Annotated in this window: 16 protein-coding genes, 1 tRNA gene and 1 pseudogene; 9 read left to right on the forward strand and 9 right to left on the reverse strand. The window is 70.7% G+C overall.

Annotated elements, in window-relative coordinates; all coding sequences use genetic code 11:
• Positions 1-35: 35 nt before the first annotated feature.
• Both ACFYW9_RS30405 and ACFYW9_RS30410 read right to left on the reverse strand, forming a co-directional pair.
• On the reverse strand, positions 36-1,301 hold the full coding sequence (locus tag ACFYW9_RS30405) for a serine/threonine-protein kinase (RefSeq protein WP_389156966.1): 1,266 nt from the start codon (positions 1,299-1,301) through the stop codon (positions 36-38).
• A 98-nt stretch (positions 1,302-1,399) separates the two neighbouring features.
• Entirely contained in the window at positions 1,400-2,341 is a 942-nt protein-coding gene (locus tag ACFYW9_RS30410; RefSeq protein ID WP_389156969.1) for a serine/threonine-protein kinase, read from the reverse strand.
• 143 nt (positions 2,342-2,484) lie between these two features.
• On the opposite strand from ACFYW9_RS30410, the gene ACFYW9_RS30415 reads away from it, so the two are divergent.
• On the forward strand, positions 2,485-4,470 hold the full coding sequence (locus tag ACFYW9_RS30415) for an N-6 DNA methylase (protein WP_389156972.1): 1,986 nt from the start codon (positions 2,485-2,487) through the stop codon (positions 4,468-4,470).
• 527 nt (positions 4,471-4,997) lie between these two features.
• Here ACFYW9_RS30415 and ACFYW9_RS30420 read toward each other — a convergent pair.
• Both ACFYW9_RS30420 and ACFYW9_RS30425 read right to left on the reverse strand, forming a co-directional pair.
• A pseudogene (locus ACFYW9_RS30420) lies at positions 4,998-5,516 on the reverse strand (HupE/UreJ family protein); the annotation flags it as partial.
• A complete protein-coding gene (locus tag ACFYW9_RS30425) occupies positions 5,399-6,193 on the reverse strand; it encodes an SGNH/GDSL hydrolase family protein (protein ID WP_389156976.1) in 795 nt (264 codons plus the stop codon). The gene ACFYW9_RS30425 and the pseudogene ACFYW9_RS30420, both read right to left, overlap by 118 nt.
• Before the next feature lie 498 nt (positions 6,194-6,691).
• On the opposite strand from ACFYW9_RS30425, the gene ACFYW9_RS30430 reads away from it, so the two are divergent.
• The gene (locus ACFYW9_RS30430) at positions 6,692-7,417 is read left to right on the forward strand and encodes an ABC transporter substrate-binding protein (RefSeq protein ID WP_389156980.1); all 726 of its coding nucleotides are present in this window, start codon (positions 6,692-6,694) and stop codon (positions 7,415-7,417) included.
• Between the two features lie 60 nt (positions 7,418-7,477).
• Here the strand turns inward: ACFYW9_RS30430 and ACFYW9_RS30435 are convergent, their stop codons facing one another.
• Positions 7,478-10,258, reverse strand: a complete 2,781-nt coding sequence (locus tag ACFYW9_RS30435; protein WP_389156983.1) for a SpoIIE family protein phosphatase — start codon at positions 10,256-10,258, stop codon at positions 7,478-7,480.
• Positions 10,259-10,547: 289 nt separating this feature from the next.
• Here ACFYW9_RS30435 and ACFYW9_RS30440 point away from each other — a divergent pair, with 289 nt between their 5' ends.
• Positions 10,548-11,162 carry a 2'-5' RNA ligase family protein gene (locus ACFYW9_RS30440; RefSeq protein WP_389156986.1) on the forward strand — a complete coding sequence of 205 codons (615 nt, stop codon included), beginning with the start codon at positions 10,548-10,550 and terminating at the stop codon, positions 11,160-11,162.
• A gap of 200 nt (positions 11,163-11,362) precedes the next feature.
• Positions 11,363-12,586, forward strand: a complete 1,224-nt coding sequence (locus ACFYW9_RS30445; protein WP_389156989.1) for an Ig-like domain-containing protein — start codon at positions 11,363-11,365, stop codon at positions 12,584-12,586.
• Between the two features lie 189 nt (positions 12,587-12,775).
• Here the strand turns inward: ACFYW9_RS30445 and ACFYW9_RS30450 are convergent.
• A tRNA-Leu gene (locus tag ACFYW9_RS30450) sits at positions 12,776-12,860 on the reverse strand.
• Between the two features lie 141 nt (positions 12,861-13,001).
• Between ACFYW9_RS30450 and ACFYW9_RS30455 the strand changes: the two genes are divergently transcribed.
• Positions 13,002-14,336 carry a DUF2254 domain-containing protein gene (locus tag ACFYW9_RS30455; RefSeq protein ID WP_351862301.1) on the forward strand — a complete coding sequence of 445 codons (1,335 nt, stop codon included), beginning with the start codon at positions 13,002-13,004 and terminating at the stop codon, positions 14,334-14,336.
• Positions 14,337-14,486: 150 nt separating this feature from the next.
• Here the strand turns inward: ACFYW9_RS30455 and ACFYW9_RS30460 are convergent, their stop codons facing one another.
• The 3 genes from ACFYW9_RS30460 to sucC form a co-directional block, all read right to left on the reverse strand.
• Positions 14,487-16,115: an aldehyde dehydrogenase family protein gene (locus tag ACFYW9_RS30460; RefSeq protein WP_389156993.1), complete on the reverse strand. Its 1,629-nt coding sequence runs from the start codon at positions 16,113-16,115 to the stop codon at positions 14,487-14,489.
• A 142-nt stretch (positions 16,116-16,257) separates the two neighbouring features.
• Entirely contained in the window at positions 16,258-17,196 is a 939-nt protein-coding gene (gene sucD / locus ACFYW9_RS30465; protein WP_389156996.1) for a succinate--CoA ligase subunit alpha, read from the reverse strand.
• Positions 17,197-17,207: 11 nt separating this feature from the next.
• Positions 17,208-18,338 carry an ADP-forming succinate--CoA ligase subunit beta gene (sucC, locus tag ACFYW9_RS30470; protein WP_389156999.1) on the reverse strand — a complete coding sequence of 377 codons (1,131 nt, stop codon included), beginning with the start codon at positions 18,336-18,338 and terminating at the stop codon, positions 17,208-17,210.
• A gap of 164 nt (positions 18,339-18,502) precedes the next feature.
• Between sucC and frc the strand changes: the two genes are divergently transcribed.
• From frc to ACFYW9_RS30490, 4 genes are all read left to right on the forward strand, one after another.
• A complete protein-coding gene (gene frc, locus ACFYW9_RS30475) occupies positions 18,503-19,735 on the forward strand; it encodes a formyl-CoA transferase (RefSeq protein ID WP_389157002.1) in 1,233 nt (410 codons plus the stop codon).
• A 1-nt stretch (position 19,736) separates the two neighbouring features.
• Positions 19,737-21,884: an acetate--CoA ligase family protein gene (locus tag ACFYW9_RS30480; RefSeq protein WP_389157005.1), complete on the forward strand. Its 2,148-nt coding sequence runs from the start codon at positions 19,737-19,739 to the stop codon at positions 21,882-21,884.
• 123 nt (positions 21,885-22,007) lie between these two features.
• On the forward strand, positions 22,008-23,399 hold the full coding sequence (locus tag ACFYW9_RS30485; protein WP_351862295.1) for an OFA family MFS transporter: 1,392 nt from the start codon (positions 22,008-22,010) through the stop codon (positions 23,397-23,399).
• The gene (locus ACFYW9_RS30490; protein WP_389157010.1) at positions 23,396-23,554 is read left to right on the forward strand and encodes a hypothetical protein; all 159 of its coding nucleotides are present in this window, start codon (positions 23,396-23,398) and stop codon (positions 23,552-23,554) included. The genes ACFYW9_RS30485 and ACFYW9_RS30490 overlap by 4 nt, the downstream gene beginning before the upstream one ends.
• Positions 23,555-23,810: the final 256 nt, after the last annotated feature.

Here is a 23,810-nt window from a genome sequence, read left to right on the forward strand (position 1 = left end):
AGAGATTACAAAACAATGGTCGCCTCGGGCGCCGATCAAACCATGCGCCGCAGTCGCTCCAGGAGCGAGCCGGTGCGTCCACTACGTATGTCGTCCGCGGCCAGGACCCTCTCCTCGTCGCCGACGAGGCGCCGCAGCAGCTCCACGGCCGCGTGACGCTCGCCCGTACGGACCAGCAGCACGGCGATCTCGTACCGCGTGTCCAGCACCGCCGGATCCCCCGCCCCGAGAAGGCTGCGCTGCTCGGCGAGGACCGACTTCAGCTCGTCCAGGGCCTCGCGGGTGCGGCCGAGCGCGCCCACGCACAGGGCCGCTCCGGCTCTCGCGGCGAGAAGGTCGGCGCGCCCGACACCGGGAGCTGCCATGAGTTCCTCGTACTCCTCCAGGGCACGGGCAGGGCGTCCGGACCGGCGGAGGGCGGCGATCTCCGCCAGCCGTGGATGCGCGAGCGCCGTCGCCGAGCGCGGGCCGGGCAGCACCGGGGTCCAGGCCGTGAGCAGTGCGGCAACTTCGGCCGCGGAGGCGGGCCGGTCCTCGGGCTTCTTCTCCAGCAGGGCCGCCACCAGCGTCCGCAATCCGTCCGGGACACCGGAGCGACGATCGGCGAGCGGAGGTACGGGCTCGTTCGCGTGCTGGTGGTACAGCATGAAGGGACTGCCGTCGGTGAAGGGCGGGGACCCGGTGAGCAGTTCGTACAGGACACAGCCGAGGGAGTAGAGGTCACTGACGGGCACGGTCTTGCCCACGGCCTGCTCGGGTGCCATGTAGACGACCGTGCCGGGGGTGGCGTTGGCCGCCGTGAAGCGGGTTTCTCCGGGTTGGGGTTCCAGAGCGGCCGCGACACCGAAGTCGAGAACCTTGATCTCGCCGTCCGGGGTGATCATCAGGTTCGACGGCTTGAGGTCGCGGTGCACGACGCTCTGGCCGTGGGCATAGGCGAGCACCTCGGCGGTGCGCCGTGCGACGTCCGCAGCCTGCTCGACGGGCAGGGGGCCGTCGCTCTCGAGCACGGCGTCGAGCGCGCGGCCCGGAACCAGATCCATGACGAGGTAGAGCTCACCCTCATGACTGCCGTGATCATGGACGGCGGGGATGCCCGGGTGATCCAGCCGGCTGGTCAGGCGCGCTTCGCGCAGGAACCGGCGTTCCAGCATGGTGAGCTCGGTACCGCGACCACGGGGCGCGAGGAGTTTCACGGCCACTTCGCGGCCACTGTCGGGGTCGTTCGCCGCCCAGACGACCCCCATGCCACCCCGGCCCAGCTCGCGTGTGAGCTCGTACCGTCCAAGGCTTCGCCGCATTGCGCCCGTCCCCAGTCCCGGCGCCCGCGACGCCTGTCACAGCCTTGCGGCCGGGGGCGACGCGGCGCACCCGGTCAACCACGCCATCCTCTCACTGTTCACACGGGCCTCGGCCCTTGCGGGACGAGGAAGGGGCGGCGGGGGTCCTCGGGCAGACCGCGGCGGGTGGCCAGCCCGGGGTCCGGCTCCGGCAGGTAGGGGGCCAGCGCCGCGTAGACCTCGACGGCGGAGGAGGGGCGGTCTTCCGGACGTTTGGCGAGGAGGGCCGTGACCAGTTCCTGGAGGGCGTCGGGGACCTCCACCCCCTCATCGGCGACGGCCGGCGGGGGCGAGCTCAGATGACGGGAGGCGAGGAGCGCCGGCTGGTCGGTGGCGAAGGGCGCGCTGCCGGTGAGCATGTGGTGCAGCAGGCAGCCGACCGCGTAGAGGTCGCTGCGGCCGTCGAGCCGGTCCTGGCCGGAGAGCAGTTCAGGTGAGGCGCAGAGGATGTTGCCGATGCCCTCGCCGGTCATGGTCAGGCGCGGGTCGGCGTCGGTGAGCAGCTTCACCAGGCCGAAGTCCAGGATCTTGACGACGCCGTCCCGCCGGATCATGACGTTCTGGGTCTTGAGGTCACGGTGCACGAGGTCGGCGGCGTGGGCCGCGGACAGTCCGGCGCACAGTTGGGCTGCCACGGCGGCGGCCGACATCACGTCGAATCGTTCGTTCTCCTGCTGGTCGAAGAGGTACTCCAAGGTGGTGCCCTCGATCAGTTCCATGACCAGACAGCAGGTGTCGTCCGTGATCGACGCGTCGAAGACCGTGGTGACGTTGTGGTGGTCCAGCCGTGCCGCGGCCTGCGCCTCCCTCTTGAAACGAGCCAGCGCCTCCTCGCGGCTCCGCGGGACGGCCAGCAGTTCCGCGGCGATCGTCTTCACCGCCACGGGCCGTTCCAGATAGAGGTCACGTCCCTGCCACACCTGCCCCATCACACCTCGGCCGAGCACCGAGTTCAGCTCATAGCGGTCCCGCAGCACTGTTCCCGGCGTGAATTTCTGCATTTCGCCCGTCCTCCACATTTTCCACACGCCACCCTCGCGGCTTTACACTGTGAACAAAGTCAATGAGCGTAGTAGCCTTCCACGCAACAGCGCCGCTGGGACGCCGACCAACCCAGCCGGCCAGGCACCTCGGAGACTGTTCGATGAGTACACCAAACGCCGTACCCGTCAGCTTGGCCGAGATCGCCCGGATCGCGGGAGTGGGGCGCGCGGCGGTGAGCAACTGGCGCCGCCGTCACGACTCGTTCCCCACCCGCATCGGCGGCACTGACGTCAGTCCCCAGTTCTCGCTGTCCGAGGTCGAGCAGTGGCTTCGGGACAACGGCAAACTCAAGGACATCGGCGGCCGCGAGTTCCTCTGGCCGCGGTTCGAGGCGCTCGGCAGCAGGGACGAGTCGGGGCTGGCCGTGGCCGAGTCGGCTCGACGCATGCGCACCCCGAGAGCCCGCGTTTCGCATGCCGAACTCTCTGACAAGGCAATCGAGTTGGTGGGCGATGCGGCAAGACTGGGCCGGAGCGAAGGGCCGCGTGAGACTTTCGAGTTCCTGATGCAACGGTGGCTCGAAACTCATGTGCGGCAACTCAGCACAACGCCCGCGCCACTTGCCGCGCTGATGACCCGGATCGCCCTCGCCGTCCGTCTCGGCGCGGACCAGAGCGGGTTGACCGTCTTCGATCCCGCCTGTGGCACCGGGCATCTCCCCGCCGCGGCCGTGCAGGAGTACAACGGTCCGGGCCTGGTGGCTCTGGGGTGCGAGCGGGATCCGGCGCTCGCGGCACTGGCCTCGGCCCGGCTCGGTTTCATCACGGAGAACCGGGACGTCCGTACGGAGATCGCCACGGCGGACGCCCTTCGCGAAGACCCGTTCGCCGGAGTGCGTGCCGACATCGCACTCTGCAACCCTCCGTTCAACGAACGCGACTGGGGCTACGAGGAACTGGCCACCGACCAGCGCTGGACACACGGACTGCCACCGCGGACCGAGCCCGAACTGGCTTGGGTGCAGCATCTGTTGTCCCACCTCAAGCCGGGCGGGGCGGCTGTCGTCGTCCTTCCTCCCGCCGTCGCCTCGCGCAAGGCGGGTCGTCGCATCCGCGGCTCACTGCTCCGTACGGGGGTGCTTCGAGCGGTCGTGGCCCTGCCGCCCGGCAGCGCGCAACCGCACAGCGTGTCACTTCAGTTGTGGATCCTGAGAGCCGCTCCGGACAGTCCTGCATCCGCTCCCCCGAGCCAGGACGCACTGCTCGTGGACGCCACACGCTTCGCGAGACCCGGCGCACGTGAGCCTGGACCCGACTGGGACGCTCTCGGTTCCTTCGTCCTCTCCGCTGTGCAGGCCCTCGACAGTCCGGACGACGTCCTTCCGGAGAGCGCCGTTCGCGTCCCCTTGCTCGACCTGTTGGACGACGAGGTCGACGTGACCCCCGGACGCTACACCGCATCGAACGCGGAGCCCTCTAGCCTGGAACTGGCCGCTTCATGGGGCGAGTTGGGTGATTCCTTGGTCGAGCTGGCCGGCCACGTGCAGCACCTGTCCAAACTCGGCTTCGAGGCCGAGGCACCCCAGACCACGGCCACGGTGGGGGATCTCGTCAAGGCCGGTGCGGTGACACTGCGCGCCGGACAGCAGCCATCGGAGACCACGGCGTCACCGCGTCGATCCACCGTGCCGCTCCTCACCGTTGCCGACCTCCTGATGGACGGCACTCCCAGCGGGCTGGCCGGTGCCGACGCGGCTCACGCCATCGCCGAGGAGGGCGATGTCGTGGTCGCCGGAGTCGTACGGGCCTACAAGGCGTGGGTGCATGAAGGGCCCCCGATGGCCCTGGGCCCTCAGCTCTACGCCCTGCGCGTGGACCAGGAGAAACTGGATGCGAATTTTCTCGCAGGCTGTCTGCGCGCACCGGCCAACGGACGTCAGGCGGGCACCCATGCCTCCAGTTCGTCCAGGGTCGACATCCGGCGCCTTCAGGTACTCCAACTCCCCCTGGAGGAGCAGGCGGTGTACGCCGAAACCTTCCGCCGTCTCACGGGTTTCGAGGCACTTCTGACCCGGGCGGACACTCTGGGCACGGGTTTGGTGAGAGACCTGAGCGACCGGCTCGCGGCGGGTGGGCTGACCGCCTGACGGCGTCGATGGTTCGGCTCCAGCCTGTTCCGTCGCGGAACCGCGGGCCGACCCGAAGGAGTTGCAGAGTCCCGGTCCTCGGGTCGACGCGGCATTCCACGACGTCGACCATCGCTTCGGGACACACAACCGAGCGCGGCCGCGGCACAGTCAGCCGTCTCATCCTGTCCAATCAGCTCCTGATCGACCGACCCCAACGCACGTCCGGCACGCTCGCGCGAGCCGGATGAGGGTGCCGGTCCCGGTGCGACCGCCGCATCGGAACGTGCTCCCGTCCGGAAACGAGCGACACGACCCTGTTCGGCCTGCGCGCGCCACCGTATGGACAGCGCCCAGCCGATGGCGGCGACCGCGGTCAGCGCGAGGGCGGCCGGCATCAGCATGGTGTGCGATCCGGCGCTGTCGGCCGTCCGGGCGACCGGGTTGGGCACGCCGAGCCGGTCGAGCAGCCAGCCGACCGCCGCCGTGGCGGTGAGCAGCGCGCCGCCCACCCGGAGCGCGGGCTGTACCCGCAGCCGCGCGACGACCAGCAGCACGGGCAGGGCCAAGCAGACCAGCAGGAGTTGGACCAGTTCGATGCCCAGGTTGAAGCCGAAGAGGCTGAACACCAGTTGTCCGGTGGACAGATGCGTCTCGGCGAGCACGAAGGAGAACGCCATGCCGCGGCCGAGGCCGAAGACGCCCGCCACCACCGCTTCCCGGCCCGGGAACAGCGGACGGATCGCGTGGACGGCACCGACGAGGATGCTTGCGGCGATGAAGAACTCGACCGGTCGGCCGGGGATCTCCGGGCGCCCGAGGGCGGTGGCGGCCAGGGCCCAGGACCGGATCCCACCGTGCCGAGTCGCGCCACCGCCCCCGGGCGAGACGAAACGGGCGCGTCGCCCCGCCCTGGAGTCAGGGCGGGGCGACGCGCCCGCGGAGGAGGTCAGCTGTTGGCGTTGAGGACGGGGTAGTAGCCGCTGGCGTGGCCGGTGGCGGTGGGGTGGTACGACTCCCAGCTCGGGGAGACCACCAGGGAGTGCAGCCAGTCGTCGCTGGAGCACAGTTCATGGCCGCCGAAGGTGGTGCGGACGTCTCCGAAGACGAAGCCGTGGGCGGCGGCACGGGCGGCGATGACACTGTCGAGGACGTCAGCGGCCTCGTCGATCTTGCTGTGCTTGGTACTGCTGAGGCCGACGCAGAAGACGTTGAGCGTATACATGCGCGGGTAGCCGAGAACGACCACCTTGGCGTTCGGTGCCTTGGCGCGGATGGCGTCGTAGGTGGCGTCGAGGCGGGCGGGGAGCGTGTTCCGGGCGTAGCTCTCGGCCTGGTTCACCCGGGCGACGCAGCTGGCGTCGGAGCCGGTCACGCAGGTGGTCATGACGTCCGAGAAGCCGGCGTCATTGCCGCCGACGGTGAGGGAGACGAGCCCGGTGGCGGAGCTCAGCGGGCCGAGCTGACTGTTCGTCACGTCCGTGGTGACCGCGCCCGAGCAGGAGGTGTCGGCGAACGAGGACGGTGCGTGGGCGTTTTTCCACAGATAGGGGTAGGCGCTGAGACTGCGGTGGCAGCCTCCACTCGAACTGTCGTAGTTTCCTGCGCCGTTGCCTGCCGAGTACGAGTCACCCAGCGCGACATAGGCCGGCCCGGCAGCATGTGCCGGACCGGTCAGCGCCAGGCTGAACATCATCGCGAGGCCGAACGTGGCAAGGGCTGACAGCAGTTTGACGCGTCTCACGAGACCTCCCTGAGCGGGAAAGCTGGCCCTCATTTGGTACAACAGGCAACCACTTAAAGGAAGTGTTCATGTCAAAACTGTTTCCAGGGTTAACGTCACGTTTCACGGCCGGGAGGCACGGGAAGCCGCCCGGCCGATCACACCGGGTGCGGCACGGCCGGGACACGGCCCGGCCGGGAGACGGCTCCGCCGGAACGGCTCGCGCTCGCGGCCGGCCGCGGCGACACCGCCGGAAGAGGGGAACCCGACCCGCGCTCCGGAGTCCTCCCACGTGGCTCCCGCAGTCGTATGGTTCGGGGTGATTTATGGTGAATCAAGGAGTATGCCCCTACCGGAGGTGCAATGATGCGCGCCGCGGCAGCGACCGTCTCTCTGGCTGTCAGCGTGGCGCTCATCGTCGCGACATCGGCTTGTGACCAGGGCGGGTCGGAGTCACCGAAGGCCCGCTACGGCGACTGCGAGATCTCGGGACGTCACGGGGAGTTTCACCTGTCACCCATGACCGCGGGCGCCCTCACGGTCAAGACGACCCTGCCCGCACCCGGCTGGTGGAACGGCGACACGCCGGACTCCGTCAAGAGCGGCTACGAGTACTGCATGGCCGCCAACATCGCGTACCGGTCCGGACTCGACCGGGTGAAGGTGGAGAACGCTCCCTTCCCGGAGGTCGTGTCCGGCAAGACCAAGGACTTCGACCTGGCCCTGGCGCAGATCACGATCACCCCGGAACGGAGCACGGTCGCCGAGTTCTCCCCGCCCTACCTCTCCTCGACCCTGGGAGTGCTGATCAGGGACGGCGAGAAGATCAACGAGGACAACATCCGTGACGTCCGCATCGGCGTGGCCGAGGGCACCACGGGCGAGGAGTTCGTCGAGAAGCGCCTCAAGCCGACCAAGCCCGTCACCTCCTTCCCCAACGACCCGGACATGGTCACGGCGCTGGAGGAGGGGCGGATCGACGCGGTCGTCCACGACACCACGATCCTGCTGGCGTACCCCCAGAAACGGGAGGGCAAGGTGCGCCTCGTGGGCCAGTACAGGACCGACCAGGGTTACGGCGCCCTGTACCCGAAGGGGTCGGTCAACAAGGACGAGCTGGACCGGATCATCAAGCAGCTGATCGACGACGGGACGCTCACCAAACTGTCGGCCGTCTATCTCGGAGCCGCTTTCGGCCAGGACCCGGCCAAGATCCCGTACTTCACGGTCGACGAAAGCTCCTGACCGCTTTGGGCGTACGCATGCCCCGGGGCGGCGGTCCGGTCTCCGTCCCTCCGTCCCGCCTCACAGGTCCGCCATCAGAAGACCGCTCAGGTCCCCTACGGCTCCGGCGTCGAGCGACTGCTCGGCCCAGATGATCTTGCCTCGGTCGGTGTACCGGGTCCCCCAGCGGCGGGACATCTGCGCGACGAGGAACAGACCACGGCCCCCCTCGTCGGTGAAGGCCGCGCGGCGCAGGTGCGGGGAGGTGCTGGTCCCGTCGGCGACCTCGCAGATCAGGCTGTCGCGGTCGCGCAGCAGCCGCAGACTGATGGGGCTTCCTCCGTACCGGATGGCATTCGTCACCAGTTCGCTGAGGATCAGCTCGGTCGTGAAGACGGCCTCGCCGAGCCCCCAGGATTCCAGCCTGCGGGTGGCCTCGGCGCGGATCCGGGGGACGGCGGCGGGGTCGTCGGGCACCTCCCATTCCGCGACCTGCTCCGGGTCGAGCAGCCGGGTGCGTGCGACGAGCAGGGCGACATCGTCGCTCGACCTGGTGCGCAGCATCGCGTCGAGCACCGCCCGGCAGGTTTCGTCCGGGGTGTCGCCGTCCGTCTCCGCGAGCGCCTCCCTGAGCATGCCGAGCCCGACGTCGATGTCGCGGCCGCGGGCCTCGACCAGGCCGTCGGTGTAAAGGACGAGCTGGCTGCCGGCGGCCAGCCGGAGTACGGCCGTCTCGACCGGCAGGCCTCCTCCCACGCCGAGTGGCGGGGCGACGGGGATGTCGGGGAAGGTCACGGAGCCGTCGGGTGAGACCAGCGCCGGACCTGGATGACCGGCGCGGGCGAGAACACACCGCCCGGTCACCGGATCGTAGACCGCGTACAGGCAGGTGGCACCGGTGACGGCCTCGGTGCTGCCCTCCGCCGCCGCGTCCTGGTCGATCCGGGCGATCAGGTCGTCCAGGTGCGCGAGAAGCTCGTCCGGCGGCAGGTCCAGGGCGGCGAAGTTGTGCACCGCGGTCCTCAGGCGACCCATCGTCGCGGCGGCGTGCAGACCGTGTCCGACGACGTCGCCGACCACCAGGGCCACCCGGGCGCCCGGCAGCGGGATGACGTCGTACCAGTCGCCGCCCACCCCCGCCTGGGCGGGCAGGTAACGGTGCCCGACCTCCAGGGCGGACAGCTCGGGGAGCATGCCGGGCAGCAGGCTGCGCTGGAGGGTGACGGCCGTGGTGTGCTCGCGGGTGTAGCGGCGCGCGTTGTCGATGCACACGGCCGCCCGGGCGGCGAGTTCCTCGGCGGGGGACAGGTCGTCCGGCTCGAAGGGGTCCTGCTCCGAGCGCCAGAAGTCCACGACCCCCAGCAATTGGCCGCGGGCCCGGAGCGGCACCGAGATCATGGAGTGGATACCGTATTCGATGACCTGCTGGGCCCGCTCCGGGTCCTGGGCCCGCCATCCGTCCGCCGAGGCGAGCTGCGTCACCAGGACCGGTCGGCCGGCGGTCATACCGATGGCCACGGGGTTGTCGGGCACGTAGGGCATACGCGTCCCGATGGGGTAAAGGGGCGCGTCGTCCCGGATGCCCTCGGCCACGATGCGGCGCATTTCCATATTCGTCCCCGTCGGGTCACCACCGCGCATCACGGGCTCCCCCAGCTCGACGGTGGCGAAGTCGGCGAAGCGCGGGACCGCCACCTCGGCCAGTTCCTCGGCGGTGCGCTTGATGTCGAGGGTGGTACCGATCCGCGTGCTGGCCTCGTAGAGCAGTTGCAGGCGTCCGCCCGCCACGTCCGCCCTGCCCGCGAGGGCGCGCAGCTCCGTGGTGTCCCGCAGGGTGGCCACGCTGCCCGCCTTCGCGCCGACCGGCCGCACGTTGACCGCGAGCAGGGTGTCCCCGGCCAGGAAGACCTTGTCCGTGGCCGCCCGGCCCGATCCCAGCAGTGCGGCCAGGGCCGGGCTCAGCCCGAGTCCGGTGACCGGCTTGCCCTCGACCTCCGGCGGCAGTGCGAGCAGCCGGCGCGCCTCGTCGTTGACCAGCAGCAGCCTTCCGTCACCGTCCAGAATGATCACGCCTTCACGGACCGCGTGCAGCACCGCGTCGTGGTGCTCGTACATACGGGTCATCTCCACCGGCCCCAGGCCCCGGGTCTGGCGCCGCAGACGCCCGCTGACCAGTGCCGACCCACCCGCGGCCAGCAGCAGCGCGACACCGCCGGAGACGAAGATCACCGGCAGTTGGCGCTGCACCACACTGGTCACCTTGTCGACCGTGACCCCCACGGTGACGAGGCCGACCGCGTTCCCCTTCTCGTCGAAGACGGCCACCGTCGAGTCGACCGCCTTCCCCAGACTGCTGTCGAACGTGGTCTGGTGGGGCTCGCCTCCGAGCGCCTGGCCGTAGGCGGTGGAGACGTGCTTCCCGATCTGGTCCGGGTCCGGGTGGGTCCACCGGAAGCCGTAGGGGCTCAGGCACACGACGTAGTCGACGCCGGTCTTCTTGCGCACCACCTCGGCATGGGGCTGGAGTTCCGCCGTCGGGTCGTCGCTCTTCATCGCCTCCGCGGTGCCCGGGGCGTTCGCGAACGACTCGGCCGCCACCAGTGACCGGTCGCCGGCTTCCTGGATCGCGCGGTTGCGGTCCTGGATGACGAGCACCACCACCGCCGTGGCGATGAGCAGCAGGATGACCACCAGTTGCAGCAGGAAGACCTGACCGGCGACGCTGCGCGGCTTCCGGAACGGCAGCAGACGTCGACCGCGGGAATGGCGACGGGCTTCCGGGCCGGCTTCCGGCGGCCCGGCCTTCGGCGGAACGCGGTCGCCCCGTCGACTCGCTGGGACGTTTCGCCCAAGTTTGCCCATTTTCTCAGTATCAGTGACCTGCTCGGAGGGCGCGGCTCAGGACAGGCCGGTCCCGGGTTCCCGGGGCGAAGCGGCCGACCGGGTCCGGCCCGCCGTTCGGCGGCGATGACGCCGTCGAGGACGTCCGCGGCCTCCACGCACGGGCGCCGGGCCGAGGCGCCCCCGCGAGTCGGCGGCTCCATCGCGCACCGCACCCGAGCGTGGCGCGCGGCGCGTGAGGGGCGACCGCCGAAGGCCGGACGCGCGGCACCCTGGAGGAGGAAGCGGTGACGGCGGGAGTGGACACGGGATGCGAACCAGCGACGAGATGCGTCACTCGGCGGTGGCCTGGATCCCGCCCGCGGAGCTGTGGCGGCCGATCCAGGACATCCGCCGGGAATACGATCCGCAGATCCACCGCTGGCCGCCGCATGTCAACGTGCTCTTCCCCTTCGTGCCCGAGTCCGACTTCGATCGGGCCGCCCCGCTGCTCGCCGCGGCGACGGCCGGGACACCGGTCTTCACCGCCCGGCTGGACGGGGTGCGGACCTTCCGGCACAGGGCGTACTCCACCGTGTGGCTCGATCCGGCGGCGGCCGGCAAGGAACCCTGGGCGGACCTGTACCACGTACTGCGGCAGCGGTTCCCTCTCCGCGACGGGCCCGCCAGGAACTTCACTCCACACCTGTCCCTGGGCCGGACCCGGGATCCGCGGCGCGTAGGCGCCGACTGCGCCGCCCGGCTCGACACCATGACGGCGACGGTCTGGGAACTGGTCCTGCTCTCGCGCAGGGGTCACGGGCCGATGCGGCCGCGGGCCACGATCGCCCTGCGCACGGGCGAGGTCCGCCGGCTGCCCGCACCCGGCCCCGAAGCGCCCGGCCCGGAGGACACGGCATGGCTCTCCGGGATCTCCGACAGGTGAGGCCACGGCCGGGTGGTCCGATGCCGGGAGCGGCGGCCTGACGGCGGGCCGGAGGAGCTCCGGCGGCGCACGCACAACGCGTGAAACCCACCACAATCCACCCCTCAAAACGGACTAATGCGCAAAAATGCTTCTTTGGGGTTGATGGCCCACCTGGCGGTCAGCCCGAGATTCAACGACCAGCGGCATGGGAGAAGCGTTTGATCACCGTAAGCAAGCGACGCACCGGGCTGATGGCTACGGCCGGAGCACTCGCACTCACGGCGCTGGGCGGTACCAGCTACGCGGCCACCAACGACACCGGGACTCACCCGGAGGCGCAGACACAGTCGCCTCAGGCGGACGCTCAAGACGTTTCCGACGCCCGAATAAGGATCACGCCCGGGCAAGGAGTCCACAGCCTCGGGGTCAACGACCCCGTGAACGTCACCGTCAGCGACGGCAGACTCACCAAGGTGACCATGACCGCCGTCGCGACCGGCACCGAGGTCCGGGGCACCCTGGCCGCGGACGGCACGTCCTGGAAGGCGAACGGCCCGCTGAAGCAGGCCACCCGGTATCAGGTCGCCGCGGAGGCCGAGGACGCGAAGGGCCGCTCCGCCACCGAGAACGCCACGGTCTCCACCGTCTCCCCGGCCAACGACTTCCTCGGGCACCTCTCCCCCGAGAACGGCTCGACCGTCGGCGTGGGCATGCCGGTGTCCTTCAACTTCGACAAGGCGATCGGCGACAAGGCCGCCGTGGAGTCGAAGATCCAGGTCAGCACCAGCAGCGGTGAGCAGGTCGTCGGTCACTGGCTCAACAACAGCCGTCTGGACTTCCGCCCCGAGCACTACTGGAAGCCCGGCTCCACCGTCACCGTCAGGATGAACCTCGACGGCGTCGAGAAGACGGTCACGTTCAAGATCGGCCGGAGCCAGATCAGCACCGTCGACGCCAAGACGAAGCAGATGACCGTCAAGCGGGACGGCAAGACGATCAAGACCATCCCGATCTCGTCCGGCAGCGCCGAGCACCCGACGTACAACGGTCAGATGGTCATCTCCGAGAAGTACCGGCAGATCCACATGAACGGTGCGACCGTCGGCCTCACGGAGAAGAACGGCAAGCCCTCGTACGACATCAAGGCCGTACCGCACGCCATGCGCCTGACCGCCTCGGGCACGTTCATCCACGGCAACTACTGGGGCGGCGACTCGGTCTTCGGCAAGGTCAACACCAGCCACGGCTGCGTGGGCCTGAAGGACGTCAGGAACGCCGGCGACGGCAAGCAGCCCGCCGCGTGGTTCTTCGACAACTCGATGACCGGTGACGTCGTGATCGTCAAGAACTCCGCGGACAAGGCCACGGTGTCCCCGGACAACGGCCTCAGCGACTGGAACATGCCGTGGAGCCAGTGGGTCTCGGGCAGCGCCTCGAACTGACGCCACGCCACTCGCGCACGCGAGTCCGATTCCCTTCCGTCAGGCGGCGGCCGGCACACCACCGGCCGCCGCCCGCGGTGCCGAGGACGCTCGGACGGCCCTCACCCCGGGAAGTCCTCGAGCCAGGAAAACGCGACGAGGACCTCGACCTGACGGTCGTGGTCCTCGTTCGTGTATCGCTACAGAGAGTGTCCGAGGGGGGACTTGAACCCCCACGCCCGATAAAGGGCACTAGCACCTCAAGCTAGCGCGTCTGCCATTCCGCCACCCGGACAAGGTGTCTGTCGCCTGGCCGAGGGTGTTCCCCGCGGCGACATGGATAACAATACCAAGGTTTCGGAGTGCCTTTCACCTGCGTATCCGGGCTCCGGAGCGGGTCCACGGAGCCGGGTGAGGGTGCGCCTACAGTCGCACCATGGGTGACTGGATGACTACCGGGGGTCTGCGGGAAGGGCGGCGGCCGAGAACGCTGTCGCCGTTGCGCGAACATCTGCGGGACACGTTCTGGTTCGCGCCCACCGCGGCCATGCTGCTGGTCTTCGTGGTGTGGGCGGCGGCGACCGCGGCCGACACCGCGATCGTCGGCTCGCTGCACGAGGCGCGCGACTACGACACCCTGGACGATCTGCTGCGTCTGGCCGACGACGCGAAGGCCGTGGTGACCGTGGTCAGCTCGGCGATGATGACGTTCATCGGTGTGGTCTTCAGCATCTCGCTGGTCGCCGTGCAGATGGCGAGCGGGCAGTTCAGTCCGCGCGTGGTGCGGATCTTCGTACGGAGCCGGATCACCAAGGCCACCTTCGCCGTGTTCCTGGCCACGTTCCTGCTGTCGCTCCTCGTGCTGACCTCGTACGAGGGGCAGGCCGACGCGCGGTACGTGACCTCCATCCCGCTGATCCAGTCGGTTCTGACGCTGGCGATGCTGGGGCTGAGCCTGCTGCTCTTCGTGCTGTACGTGAACCAGACCCTGCGGCTCATGCGCATCAGCCATGTCATCGACCGCATCACCCACGAGGCGTTCAAGGTCGTCGCGCACATGCCCGTCGCCCGCTCGACCGGCGAGGAGGACGCGCTCGGGCCCGAGACCGCCCAGGTGGCCCACCACGGGCGGGCCGGCGTTCTGCGGGACGTGAACATCGCCCGGCTGGTGCGGGCGGCCCGGCGGGAAGGTGTCGTACTGAGGCTGATCCCCCGGATCGGGGACTTCGTCGTGCCGGGCACACCGCTGTTCGCCGTGCACGGGGGTCCCGCTCCCGTGGGCCGGCGGCCCCTGAGCCGCACCGTGTCGGTCGGGGTGGAGCGCACCTTCCACCAGGACTTCGCGTTCGGGATGCGCCAGCTGGCCGACATCGGGCTGCGGGCGCTGTCGGCCGCGGTGAACGACCCGACCACGGCCGTCCAGGCGATCGACCGCATCGTCCAGTTCCTGGCCGCCGTCGCCGGCCGGCCCCTCGACGCGGCGCTCCACCGGGACCGGCACGGGGACGTACGGCTGGTGCAGCCCGTACCGGGCTGGACGGAGCTGGTCGATCTCGGGTTCGCGGAGATCCGGGGCTGTGCGGTGGGCACTCCGCAGGTCACCCGGCGCCTCGTCGCCGGCCTGGACGATCTCGCCGCGATCGCTCCCGCGGACCGCCGTGAGCCCCTGCTCCGGCACCGCGTCCTGCTCGTCGAGGCCGTGGAGCGCTCGGTCGCCGAGCCCTCGGACCGCGCCTTCGCGCTGCGACCGGACCGGCAGGGCATCGGGTAGCCGCCCCGGCGCACCGAACCGCGCGGGGGCGGCCCCCGACACGGACGCCGCCCCGCTCACCCCCGGGACCGCGCCCGGCCGACGGGACTCACCCCGCCACCCGGACACGGGGACACCTGGACACCCGGTCGCCCGATCACCCGGCCGAGCTCACGGCATCAAGTGGTACTCCGGGAAGTTCCCCGGCAGCCGCTCCCCCGCCGGGCCCCGGGTCACCGCTCGCACCAGGAGTTCCCCGCCCACGAACGCGCCGCGCCACGAGGCGCCGAAGCCGCCGAACAGTTCGTCGCGGTCGCCACGGGAGCGGGGCCTGCCGTGACCGACCTTGAACGCGCGGATCTGGGGGGCCAGCCGCGTGTACGTCGCCTCGTCGTCCGTGGACAGCGTGGCGACCAGCGCCCCGTTCGACGCGTTCATCGCCGCGAGCAGTTCGGCCTCGGTGTCGACCAGGACGATGGTGTCGACCGGTCCGAAGGGTTCCGCGTGATGCAGCGGAGAGGAGGGCGGCGGGTTGAGGAGCGTGACGGGCTGGACGTACGCCGCCGTGTCCTGGCCGGGCAGGAAGCGGGCGTCGGACGGCTTGCCGCGGTACAGCGGGACCGCGCCCCGGTCGATGGCCTCGGTGACCTGGTCGTTCAGCTCCTTGGCCTTGGCCGCGTTGATGAGCGGGCCGAAGTCCAGCGAGGGGTGGGGGTCGTCGGGGTGCTCGACGGCGAGCGGGTGGCCGGTGCGCAGGGTGTGGACGGCCGGGAGGTACGCGGCGAGGAAGTCGTCGAACAGCGCGCGCTGGACGACAAAGCGCGGATAGGCGGTGCAGCGCTGCTTGCCGTAGTCGAAGAGCTTGGGGACGACCGCCGTCAGCGCGTCCCAGTCGCTGAAGTTCCAGACGCCCCAGGTGTTGAGCCCCTCCTGTTCGAGGACATGGCGCTTGCCGAGGTCGGCGACGGCGGTGGCCACCGCCGCGCCGGTGTCCCGGCCGCCGACGAAGGAGACGCAGCCGATCTCGGGCGCGCGCACGAGCGCCTCCGACAGCTCACGCCCGCTGCCGCTGACCAGGGTGAGGGGGATGCCCTCGCGCACGGCGAGCGCGCAGGCCAGCGTCAGACACGCGACACCGCCGTCGGTCGGGGCCTTGGCGATGACCGCGTTGCCCGCCAGCGCCTGCACCAGCATCGCGTGGACGAGAACGCTCATCGGGTAGTTCCAGCTCGCGATGTTGGAGACGGGCCCGTCGAGCGGGGCCCGGCCCTCCACCATGGGCTCGACGCCGTCGACGTACCAGCGCACGCCGTCGATCGCGCGGTCCACGTCGGCCTGGGCCAGCCGCCAGGGCTTGCCGATCTCCCAGACCAGCAGGAGGGCGAGCAGTTCACGGTGTTCGGTGAGGGCGTCGAGGGTCGCCGCCACGCGGGCCCGGCGTTCGGCGAGGGGCACATGGCGCCAGGCGCGGTGCCGGTCGAGCGAGGCGCGGACGGCCGCCTGGGCGGTGGCGCCGTCGAGCCGGGGCGGTCCCGCGACGGGGCCGCCGTCGACGGGGCTGGTGGCGGGCAGTGCCCGGCCGTCCGCCTGCCATCCGGAGTTCCAGAGGTTGAGCACCCGGTCGTCGCGGAACGCCTCGGGGGCGACGGCGAGGGACCGCCGCCAGGCGTCGGCCCAGGACGTGCCGGACTTGAGGACGAGGGGGGCGGGGGCGAGGGGGGCGGGGGCGAGGGGGCCGCGATGGCGCGGCGTGGGGGTGGAAGGGGTGGGGGCAGGAGGGGTGGGGTCGTGGGTTGTCATGGGTGTCTCCGCTCTCGGTGCACAGTCGGGGGCGGGGGCCCGGATCCGGCCGGAACGGCGGGCCGCGCGGGCCGGCGCGAACAGTCGTCGCGTACGTCAGGGAAGGTATTGAGGTCCGCCGGTTTCCGGCAGTCACCTCACGTCAACTATGAGTGACGTCACTCGGGGTCGCTCGCTCCGCCAGCCGCGCCAGGACCAGCCGTGCCGTGTCGGTCGGGGTGTCGCCGACCTGCACCCCGGCCGCCTCCAGGGCCTTCTTCTTGGCCTGGGCGGTACCCGAGGAGCCGGAGACGATGGCCCCGGCGTGCCCCATGGTCCGGCCCTCGGGGGCGGTGAATCCGGCGATGTAGCCGACGACGGGCTTGGTGACGTGATCGCGTACGTACGCCGCCGCCCGTTCCTCGGCGTCGCCGCCGATCTCCCCGATGAGCACGATCAGCTCGGTGTCGGGGTCCTTCTCGAAGGCCGCGAGGCAGTCGATGTGCGAGGTGCCGACGACGGGGTCCCCGCCGATGCCCACGCAGGTCGAGAAGCCGATGTCCCTGAGTTCGTGCATGAGTTGGTAGGTGAGGGTGCCGGACTTGGAGACCAGGCCGATGCTCCCGGGCCCGGTGATGTCCGCGGGGACGATGCCCGCGTTCGACCGTCCGGGGGAGATGATGCCGGGGCAGTTCGGGCCGATGACACGGGTGCCCCGGTCGGCGGCGTGCGCGCAGAAGGCGACGGAGTCGTGGACGGGGATGCCCTCGGTGATGACGACGGCGAGCCCGATCCCGGCGTCGGCGGCCTCCAGCACGGCCGCACGGGCGAAGGCGGGCGGCACGAACACCACGCTCACATCGGCTCCCGTCGCCTCGATCCCCTCGCGCACCGACCCGAAGACGGGGACGGTCCGCGGAGCGGTTCCCCGGCCCTCGGGGCCAGGGACGTCGAACGCCACGGCGAGGCCGGCCTTGCGCGGATTGACGCCGCCGACGACGTCCGTGCCGGCGGCGAGCATGCGCCGGGTGTGCCGCATGCCCTCGGCGCCGGTCATGCCCTGGACGAGGATCCTGGACTCCTCGGTGAGAAAGACGGCCATGTCCCGCTCCTTCAGCTGATGTGGGCCAGTCGGGCGGCGAGGCGGGCGGCGGCGTCCATGGTGGCGGCCTGGTGCACCAGGGGGTGCGCCCGCTCCGCGAGAACGGCGCGGCCCCGGGCCGCGTTGTTGCCGTCGAGCCGGACCACGAGCGGTTTGGTCGGCCGTACGGCGTCCAGCGCCCGCACGATGCCGTCGGCGACGGCGTCGCATGCGGTGATGCCGCCGAAGACGTTGACGAGGACGGACCTGACGCCGGGGTCGGACAGGACGACGGACAGTCCGTCGGACATGATCCGCGCGGAGGCCCCGCCGCCGATGTCGAGGAAGTTGGCGGGGCGGGCGCCACTGCCGGCGACGACGTCGAGCGTCGACATGACGAGGCCCGCGCCGTTGCCGATGACACCGACCTCGCCGTCCAGCTTGACGTAGTTGAGTCCCTTGGCGGCCGCCGCGGCCTCCAGCGGGTCGTCGTGCGAGGTCTCCTGTCCGTCCCGACGCGCCTGGCGGTAGCGGGCGTTGCCGTCGAGCGTGACCTTCCCGTCCAGGGCCATGAGCTGTCCCTGGACGGTGCGGACGAGGGGGTTCACCTCGACGAGGAGGGCGTCCTCACGGACGAGCACCCGCCAGAGCCGGACGAGGACGTCGGCGGAGCGCGGTGGCAGTCCGGCCGCCCGGACGATCTCGGCGGCCTTCCGAGGGGTGACGCCCTCCGCCGGGTCCACGGGGACACGCGCCACCGCCTCCGGCCGGAGCGCGGCCACCTCCTCGATCTCGGTGCCGCCCTCGGCGGAGGCGATCGCGAGGAAGCGTCCGGCGGCCCGGTCGAGGACGTACGAGACGTAGAACTCGCTCTCGATGTCGACGGGTCGGGCGAGCATCAGCGTGCGGACCGGGTGGCCCTTGATGTTCATGCCGAGCATCTCGCGCGCCGTGCGTTCGGCGGCTTCCGGGTCCTCGGCGAGCCGCACTCCCCCCGCCTTGCCGCGCCCGCCCGTCCTCACCTGGGCCTTGACGACGACCCGGCCGCCGAGCCCGCGGGCGATGTCGCGGGCCCGGCCGGGCGAGTCGGTGACCTCGGCGCGCGGCACCAAGATGCCCTGTTCTTCGAAGAGTTGCCGCGCCTGATGTTCGTACAGGTCCACGTTTCGGCTCCGTCCTGAAAGTGGTGCACGACCCCTGGACATCACCCATCGGATGCGGGATAACAATCTTCATACAGTATTCGTCGACTGTATGCAATGTGCCGAACCTGGCCCACCGCCGCCGTACCGGGGCGGCTCAAGGCAACGGACAAGTGAGGTGACCTGTGACGACCAAGGCTCTCGAAGGCATCCGGGTCCTGGACATGACGCACGTTCAGTCCGGTCCCTCGGCGACCCAGTTGATGGCATGGCTCGGCGCCGACGTGGTCAAACTGGAGGCGCCGACCGGTGACATCACCCGCGCCCAGCTGCGGGACATCCCGGACGCCGACTCCCTCTACTTCACCATGCTCAACAGCAACAAGCGCAGCATCACCCTGAACACCAAGACCGAGCGCGGCAAACAGCTTCTGACGGAGCTGATCCGCCGCTCCGACGTCATGGTGGAGAACTTCGGTCCCGGCGCGATCGACCGCATGGGCTTCACCTGGGACCGCATCCGCGAGATCAACCCGCGGATCGTCTACGCCTCCATCAAGGGTTTCGGGGACGGCCCGTACACCGACTTCAAGGCGTACGAGGTGGTCGCGCAGGCCATGGGCGGTTCCATGGCCACCACCGGATTCGAGGACGGCCCGCCGATGGCCACCGGCGCCCAGATCGGCGACTCGGGCACCGGCGTCCACGCCGTCGCCGCCGTCCTCGCGGCCCTCCTCCAGCGCACCCGCACCGGACGCGGCCAGCGCGTCAACGTGGCCATGCAGCACGCCGTCCTCAACCTCTGCCGGGTCAAGCTGCGCGACCAGCAGCGCCTGGCCCACGGACCGCTCGCCGAGTACCCCAACGAGGACTTCGGCGACGAGGTCCCCCGCTCGGGCAACGCCTCCGGGGGCGGCCAGCCCGGCTGGGCCGTCAAGTGCGCGCCCGGCGGCCCCAACGACTACGTCTACGTCATCGTCCAGCCCGCCGGATGGGAACCCATCACCCGGCTGATCGGCCGGCCCGAACTGGCCGAGGACCCCGGCTGGGCCACCCCGGGGGCCCGGCTGCCGAGGCTCGCCAAGATGTTCCAGCTCATCGAGGAATGGACCGCGACGTTGCCCAAATGGCAGGTGCTGGAGAAGCTCAACGCCGAGAGCATCCCGTGCGGACCGATCCTGTCGACCAAGGAGATCATCGAGGACTCCTCGCTCGCCGCCAACGACATGGTCGTCGAGGTCGAGCACCCCGAGCGCGGCTCCTACGTCACCGTCGGCAGCCCGCTCAAGCTCTCCGACTCCCCCGTCGACATCACCGCCTCTCCGCTGCTCGGTGAGCACAACGAGGAGATCTACATCGGCGAACTCGGCCTCGGCGACGAGGAATTGCGGCTTCTCAAGTCGGGCGGGGTGATCTGAGATGGCGGATCAGGACCGGGTGGCCCGGGTGCGGGCGCTCCTCGACGGCGTGCGGCGCCAGGGACGCACCGCGCTGACGGCACCGGAGGGCAAGCGGATCGCCGACGCCTACGGGATCGCCGTACCCGGCGAGGAACTGGCCCGCGACGAGGACGAGGCGGTCACACACGCGGAACGCCTCGGCGGCCCCGTGGTGATGAAGATCGTCTCCCCCGACATCCTGCACAAGACCGACGCGGGCGGTGTGCTGGTCGGGGTCGAAGGGGAAGCGGACGTACGGGCCGCCTTCCGGACGATCGTCGACAACGCCCGCGCGTACGACGCCCGCGCTCGCGTCGACGGCGTCCAGGTGCAGGAGCTGATCCCGCCGGGACAGGAGGTCATCGTCGGCGCGGTGACCGACCCGACCTTCGGCAAGGTCGTCGCCTTCGGACTCGGCGGTGTGCTCGTCGAGGTGCTCAAGGACGTCACCTTCAGGCTCGCTCCCGTGGACGCGGACGAGGCGCTGTCGATGCTCGACTCGATCCGCGCGGCGCAGATCCTGCGCGGGGTGCGCGGCGGGCCCGCGGTGGACCGGTCGGCCCTCGCCGAACAGATCCGCCGGGTCTCCGAACTCGTCACGGACTTCCCCGAGATCGCCGAGGTGGACCTCAACCCGGTGATCGCCGGCCCGCGGGGCGCGATCGCGGCGGACATCCGCGTGATTCTCGGCGCGGGGCCTCCGGCCGGCCGGCGCCGGTACACCCGGGACGAGATCCTCGCCTCCATGGACCGGCTGATGCGGCCGCGGTCGATCGCCGTGATCGGCGCCTCGGACGTCCCGGGCAAGATCGGCCACGCGGTGCTGAAGAACCTCGTTGACGGCGGCTTCGCGGGCGAGATCCATCCGGTGAACCCCAGGGCCGACGACATCCAGGGACGCAAGGCCTACGCGAGCGTCGCGGACATTCCCGGCGAGGTGGACGTCGCTGTCTTCGCCGTCCCGGCCCGGGCGGTGGCCCGGGTCCTGGAGGAGGCGGGACGCAAGAGCATCCCCAACGCGGTCCTGATCCCCTCCGGCTTCGCGGAGACCGGTGAACAGGCGCTCCAGGACGAGATCACGGCCATCGGCGAGCGGTACGGCATACGGCTGCTCGGCCCGAACATCTACGGCTACTACTCGACCTGGCAGGACGTGTGCGCCACGTTCTGCACGCCCTACGACGTGAAGGGCGGTGTCGCGCTCTCCTCCCAGTCCGGTGGGATCGGCATGGCCGTGCTGGGGTTCGCCCGGACCACGAAGACGGGGGTCTCGGCGATCGTGGGGCTCGGCAACAAGGCGGACCTGGACGAGGACGACCTGCTCACCTGGTTCGGCGAGGACCCGAACACCCGGTGCGTGGCGATGCACCTGGAGGACCTCAAGGACGGCCGCGCCTTCGTGGAGGCGGCCCGCGCCACCGTCCCGAAGAAGCCCGTCGTCGTCCTGAAGGCCGGGCGGACCGCCGCCGGCGCGCGGGCCGCGGGCTCGCACACCGGAGCGCTCGCCGGCGACGACGCCGTGTACGACGACATCCTCAGGCAGGCCGGCGTCATCAGGGCTCCCGGGCTGATCGACATGCTGGAGTACGCGCGGGCCCTGCCGGTGCTGCCCGCTCCCCGGGGCGACAACGTCGTGATCATCACCGGAGCGGGCGGCAGCGGCGTCCTGCTGTCGGACGCGGTCACCGACAACGGGCTGTCCCTGATGGAGATCCCGCCGGACCTCGACGCCTCCTTCCGGGAGTTCATCCCGCCCTTCGGGGCCGCGGGCAACCCGGTGGACATCACGGGCGGCGAGCCGCCGTCGACGTACGAGGCGACGATCCGGCTCGGACTGGAGGACCCGCGCGTCCACGCGCTCGTCCTCGGCTACTGGCACACCGTCGTGACCCCTCCCATGGTCTTCGCCGAGCTCACCGCGCGCGTGGTGGCCGAGTTCCGCGAACGCGGCATCGAGAAGCCCGTGGTGGCGTCGCTCGCGGGCGACGTCGAGGTCGAGGAGGCGTGCCGGTACCTGTACGAGCGGGGGGTCGTGGCCTACCCGTACACGACCGAGATGCCGGTGGCCGTCCTCGGCGCGAAGTACCGCTGGGCGCGTGCGGCGGGGCTGTTGGGGGGTCGTTCATGACCTGAGGACGCGGGGGGCCGGCCGACGGTGCGCGTCGGCCGCCCCCGGGACCCGTGAGCGCACGAAAGGCATGTGGCAGGGGGCGCTGACCAGATCTTTCGACGCAAGGGGATCTCGATCGACATGACAACCACCGGCTACTCGACATCGGTGCCACATCGCGAGGTGCGGGACCGGAACGGACGCGTGTACCGCGTCGGTGAGACCGACATCGACATCATGGGCCGAAAACGCGCCTGGATGGTCTTCCTGCCCTGGGCGGGCATGATGGGCATCAGCTCCGCCGAGTACGCGTTCACGTCGGCGGAGGACACACTGCACGAGGCTCATCTGTGGAGCAGCGGGCACATCTTCTGGCTGATGGGCGTCTGGATCTTCTTCCAGGCGGCCGTGGCCTTCCCGGCCGGGCAACTGCGCGAGAGCGGCAGGCTCCCCGCCCGTACGGCGATGCTGCTGGGCGCGCTCGGCACCCTGCTCGGCTATGTGTCCCTTGCCTTCGCGCCGCATGTGACGGTCGCCTATCTCGGCTTCGGCATGTGCAGCGGCATCGGGGCGGGTCTCGTCTACGCGACCTGCGTGAACATGGTCGGCAAGTGGTACCCGGAGCGCAAGGGCGGCAAGACGGGCTTCGTCAACGGCGGTTTCGCCTACGGGTCCGTGCCCTTCGTCTTCCTGTTCACCTCGTACATGGATCTGGGCAACTACCGGGGTGTCCTGGTGGGTGTCGGTCTGCTCTGCTGCGCGGTGGTCGCGGCGGCCGGCTGGTTCTTCAAGGACCCGCCGAAGGGCTGGTGGCCGCCGGGCGTGGACCCGCTGAAGGTGCCGGACGACCCGAAGGTCCGGCGGGCGCTGGAGAAGAACCCGCCGGCGGTGAAGCAGTACACCCCGAGGGAGGCCGCGCGTACCCCTGTTCTGTGGATGATGTGGTTCTGTCTGCTGTGCACGGCCGGGATCAACATCTTCGGCATCGCCTTCCAGGTCCCGTTCGGCAAGGACATGGGCTTCGCGGGCGGGATCGTGGCCACGGCGATGTCGCTGAAGGCCATCGTCAACGGCACCGGGCGCGGGATCATCGGCTGGATCTCCGACCGCGTCGGACGGCGCCACACGCTGATCATCGTGTGTCTGGTGCTGGGTTCCGCCCAGTTCGGTGTGCTGGTCTCCGGCCAGATGGGCAGCATGCCGTTCTTCCTCTTCTGTTCCATGGTCTCCGGCTTCGGCGGCGGCGCGATCTTCCCGCTGTTCGCGGCCATGACGGCGGACTACTTCGGCGAGAACAACAACGCCTCCAACTACGGGATGGTCTACAGCTCGAAGCTGATCTCGGGCCTCGTGGGCTCCGGCATGGGCGCGGTCGTCGTCGGCGCGTGGGACTACAGCGGCGCCTTCGTGCTCGCCGGGTCCATCGGTCTGGCGTCCGCCGTGCTGGCCCTGTTCCTCAAGTCACCGGACCGGCCCGGGTCCCGCGGTGTCGTCCCCAATCCACAGCCGCTCGGAGAGGAGATGGCGTCATGACGGCGGAACCCGTGGTGGTCGCCGCCTGGGGCTACGACGGCGCCCACGCGACGGCCGGCGGCATCTCCATGGTGATCGCGGTCGCCCTGCGGTTGCGGCAGCCGGGGCGCAGCACCGCGGACAGCTCGGCGCCACAGCCGCGGCCGGTGGGCTGAGCGCCCGCGGGCCCGGGTGGAAGCGGGGGGGGGGGGGGGGGGGGGGGGGGGGGGGGGGGGGGGGGGGGGGGGGGGGGGGCCCCGCGCCCCGCCCCCCCCCCCCCCCCCCCCCCCCCCCCCCCCCCCCCCCCCCCCCCCCCGCCCCCCCCCGCCCCCCCCCCCCCCCCCCCCCCCCCCCCCCCCCCCCCCCCCCCCCCCCCCCCCCCCCCCCCCCCGCGGAGGAGGTCAGCTGTTGGCGTTGAGGACGGGGTAGTAG

The sequence above is a fragment of the Streptomyces sp. NPDC002698 genome (genome assembly GCF_042888945.1).
GTDB lineage: Bacteria > Actinomycetota > Actinomycetes > Streptomycetales > Streptomycetaceae > Streptomyces.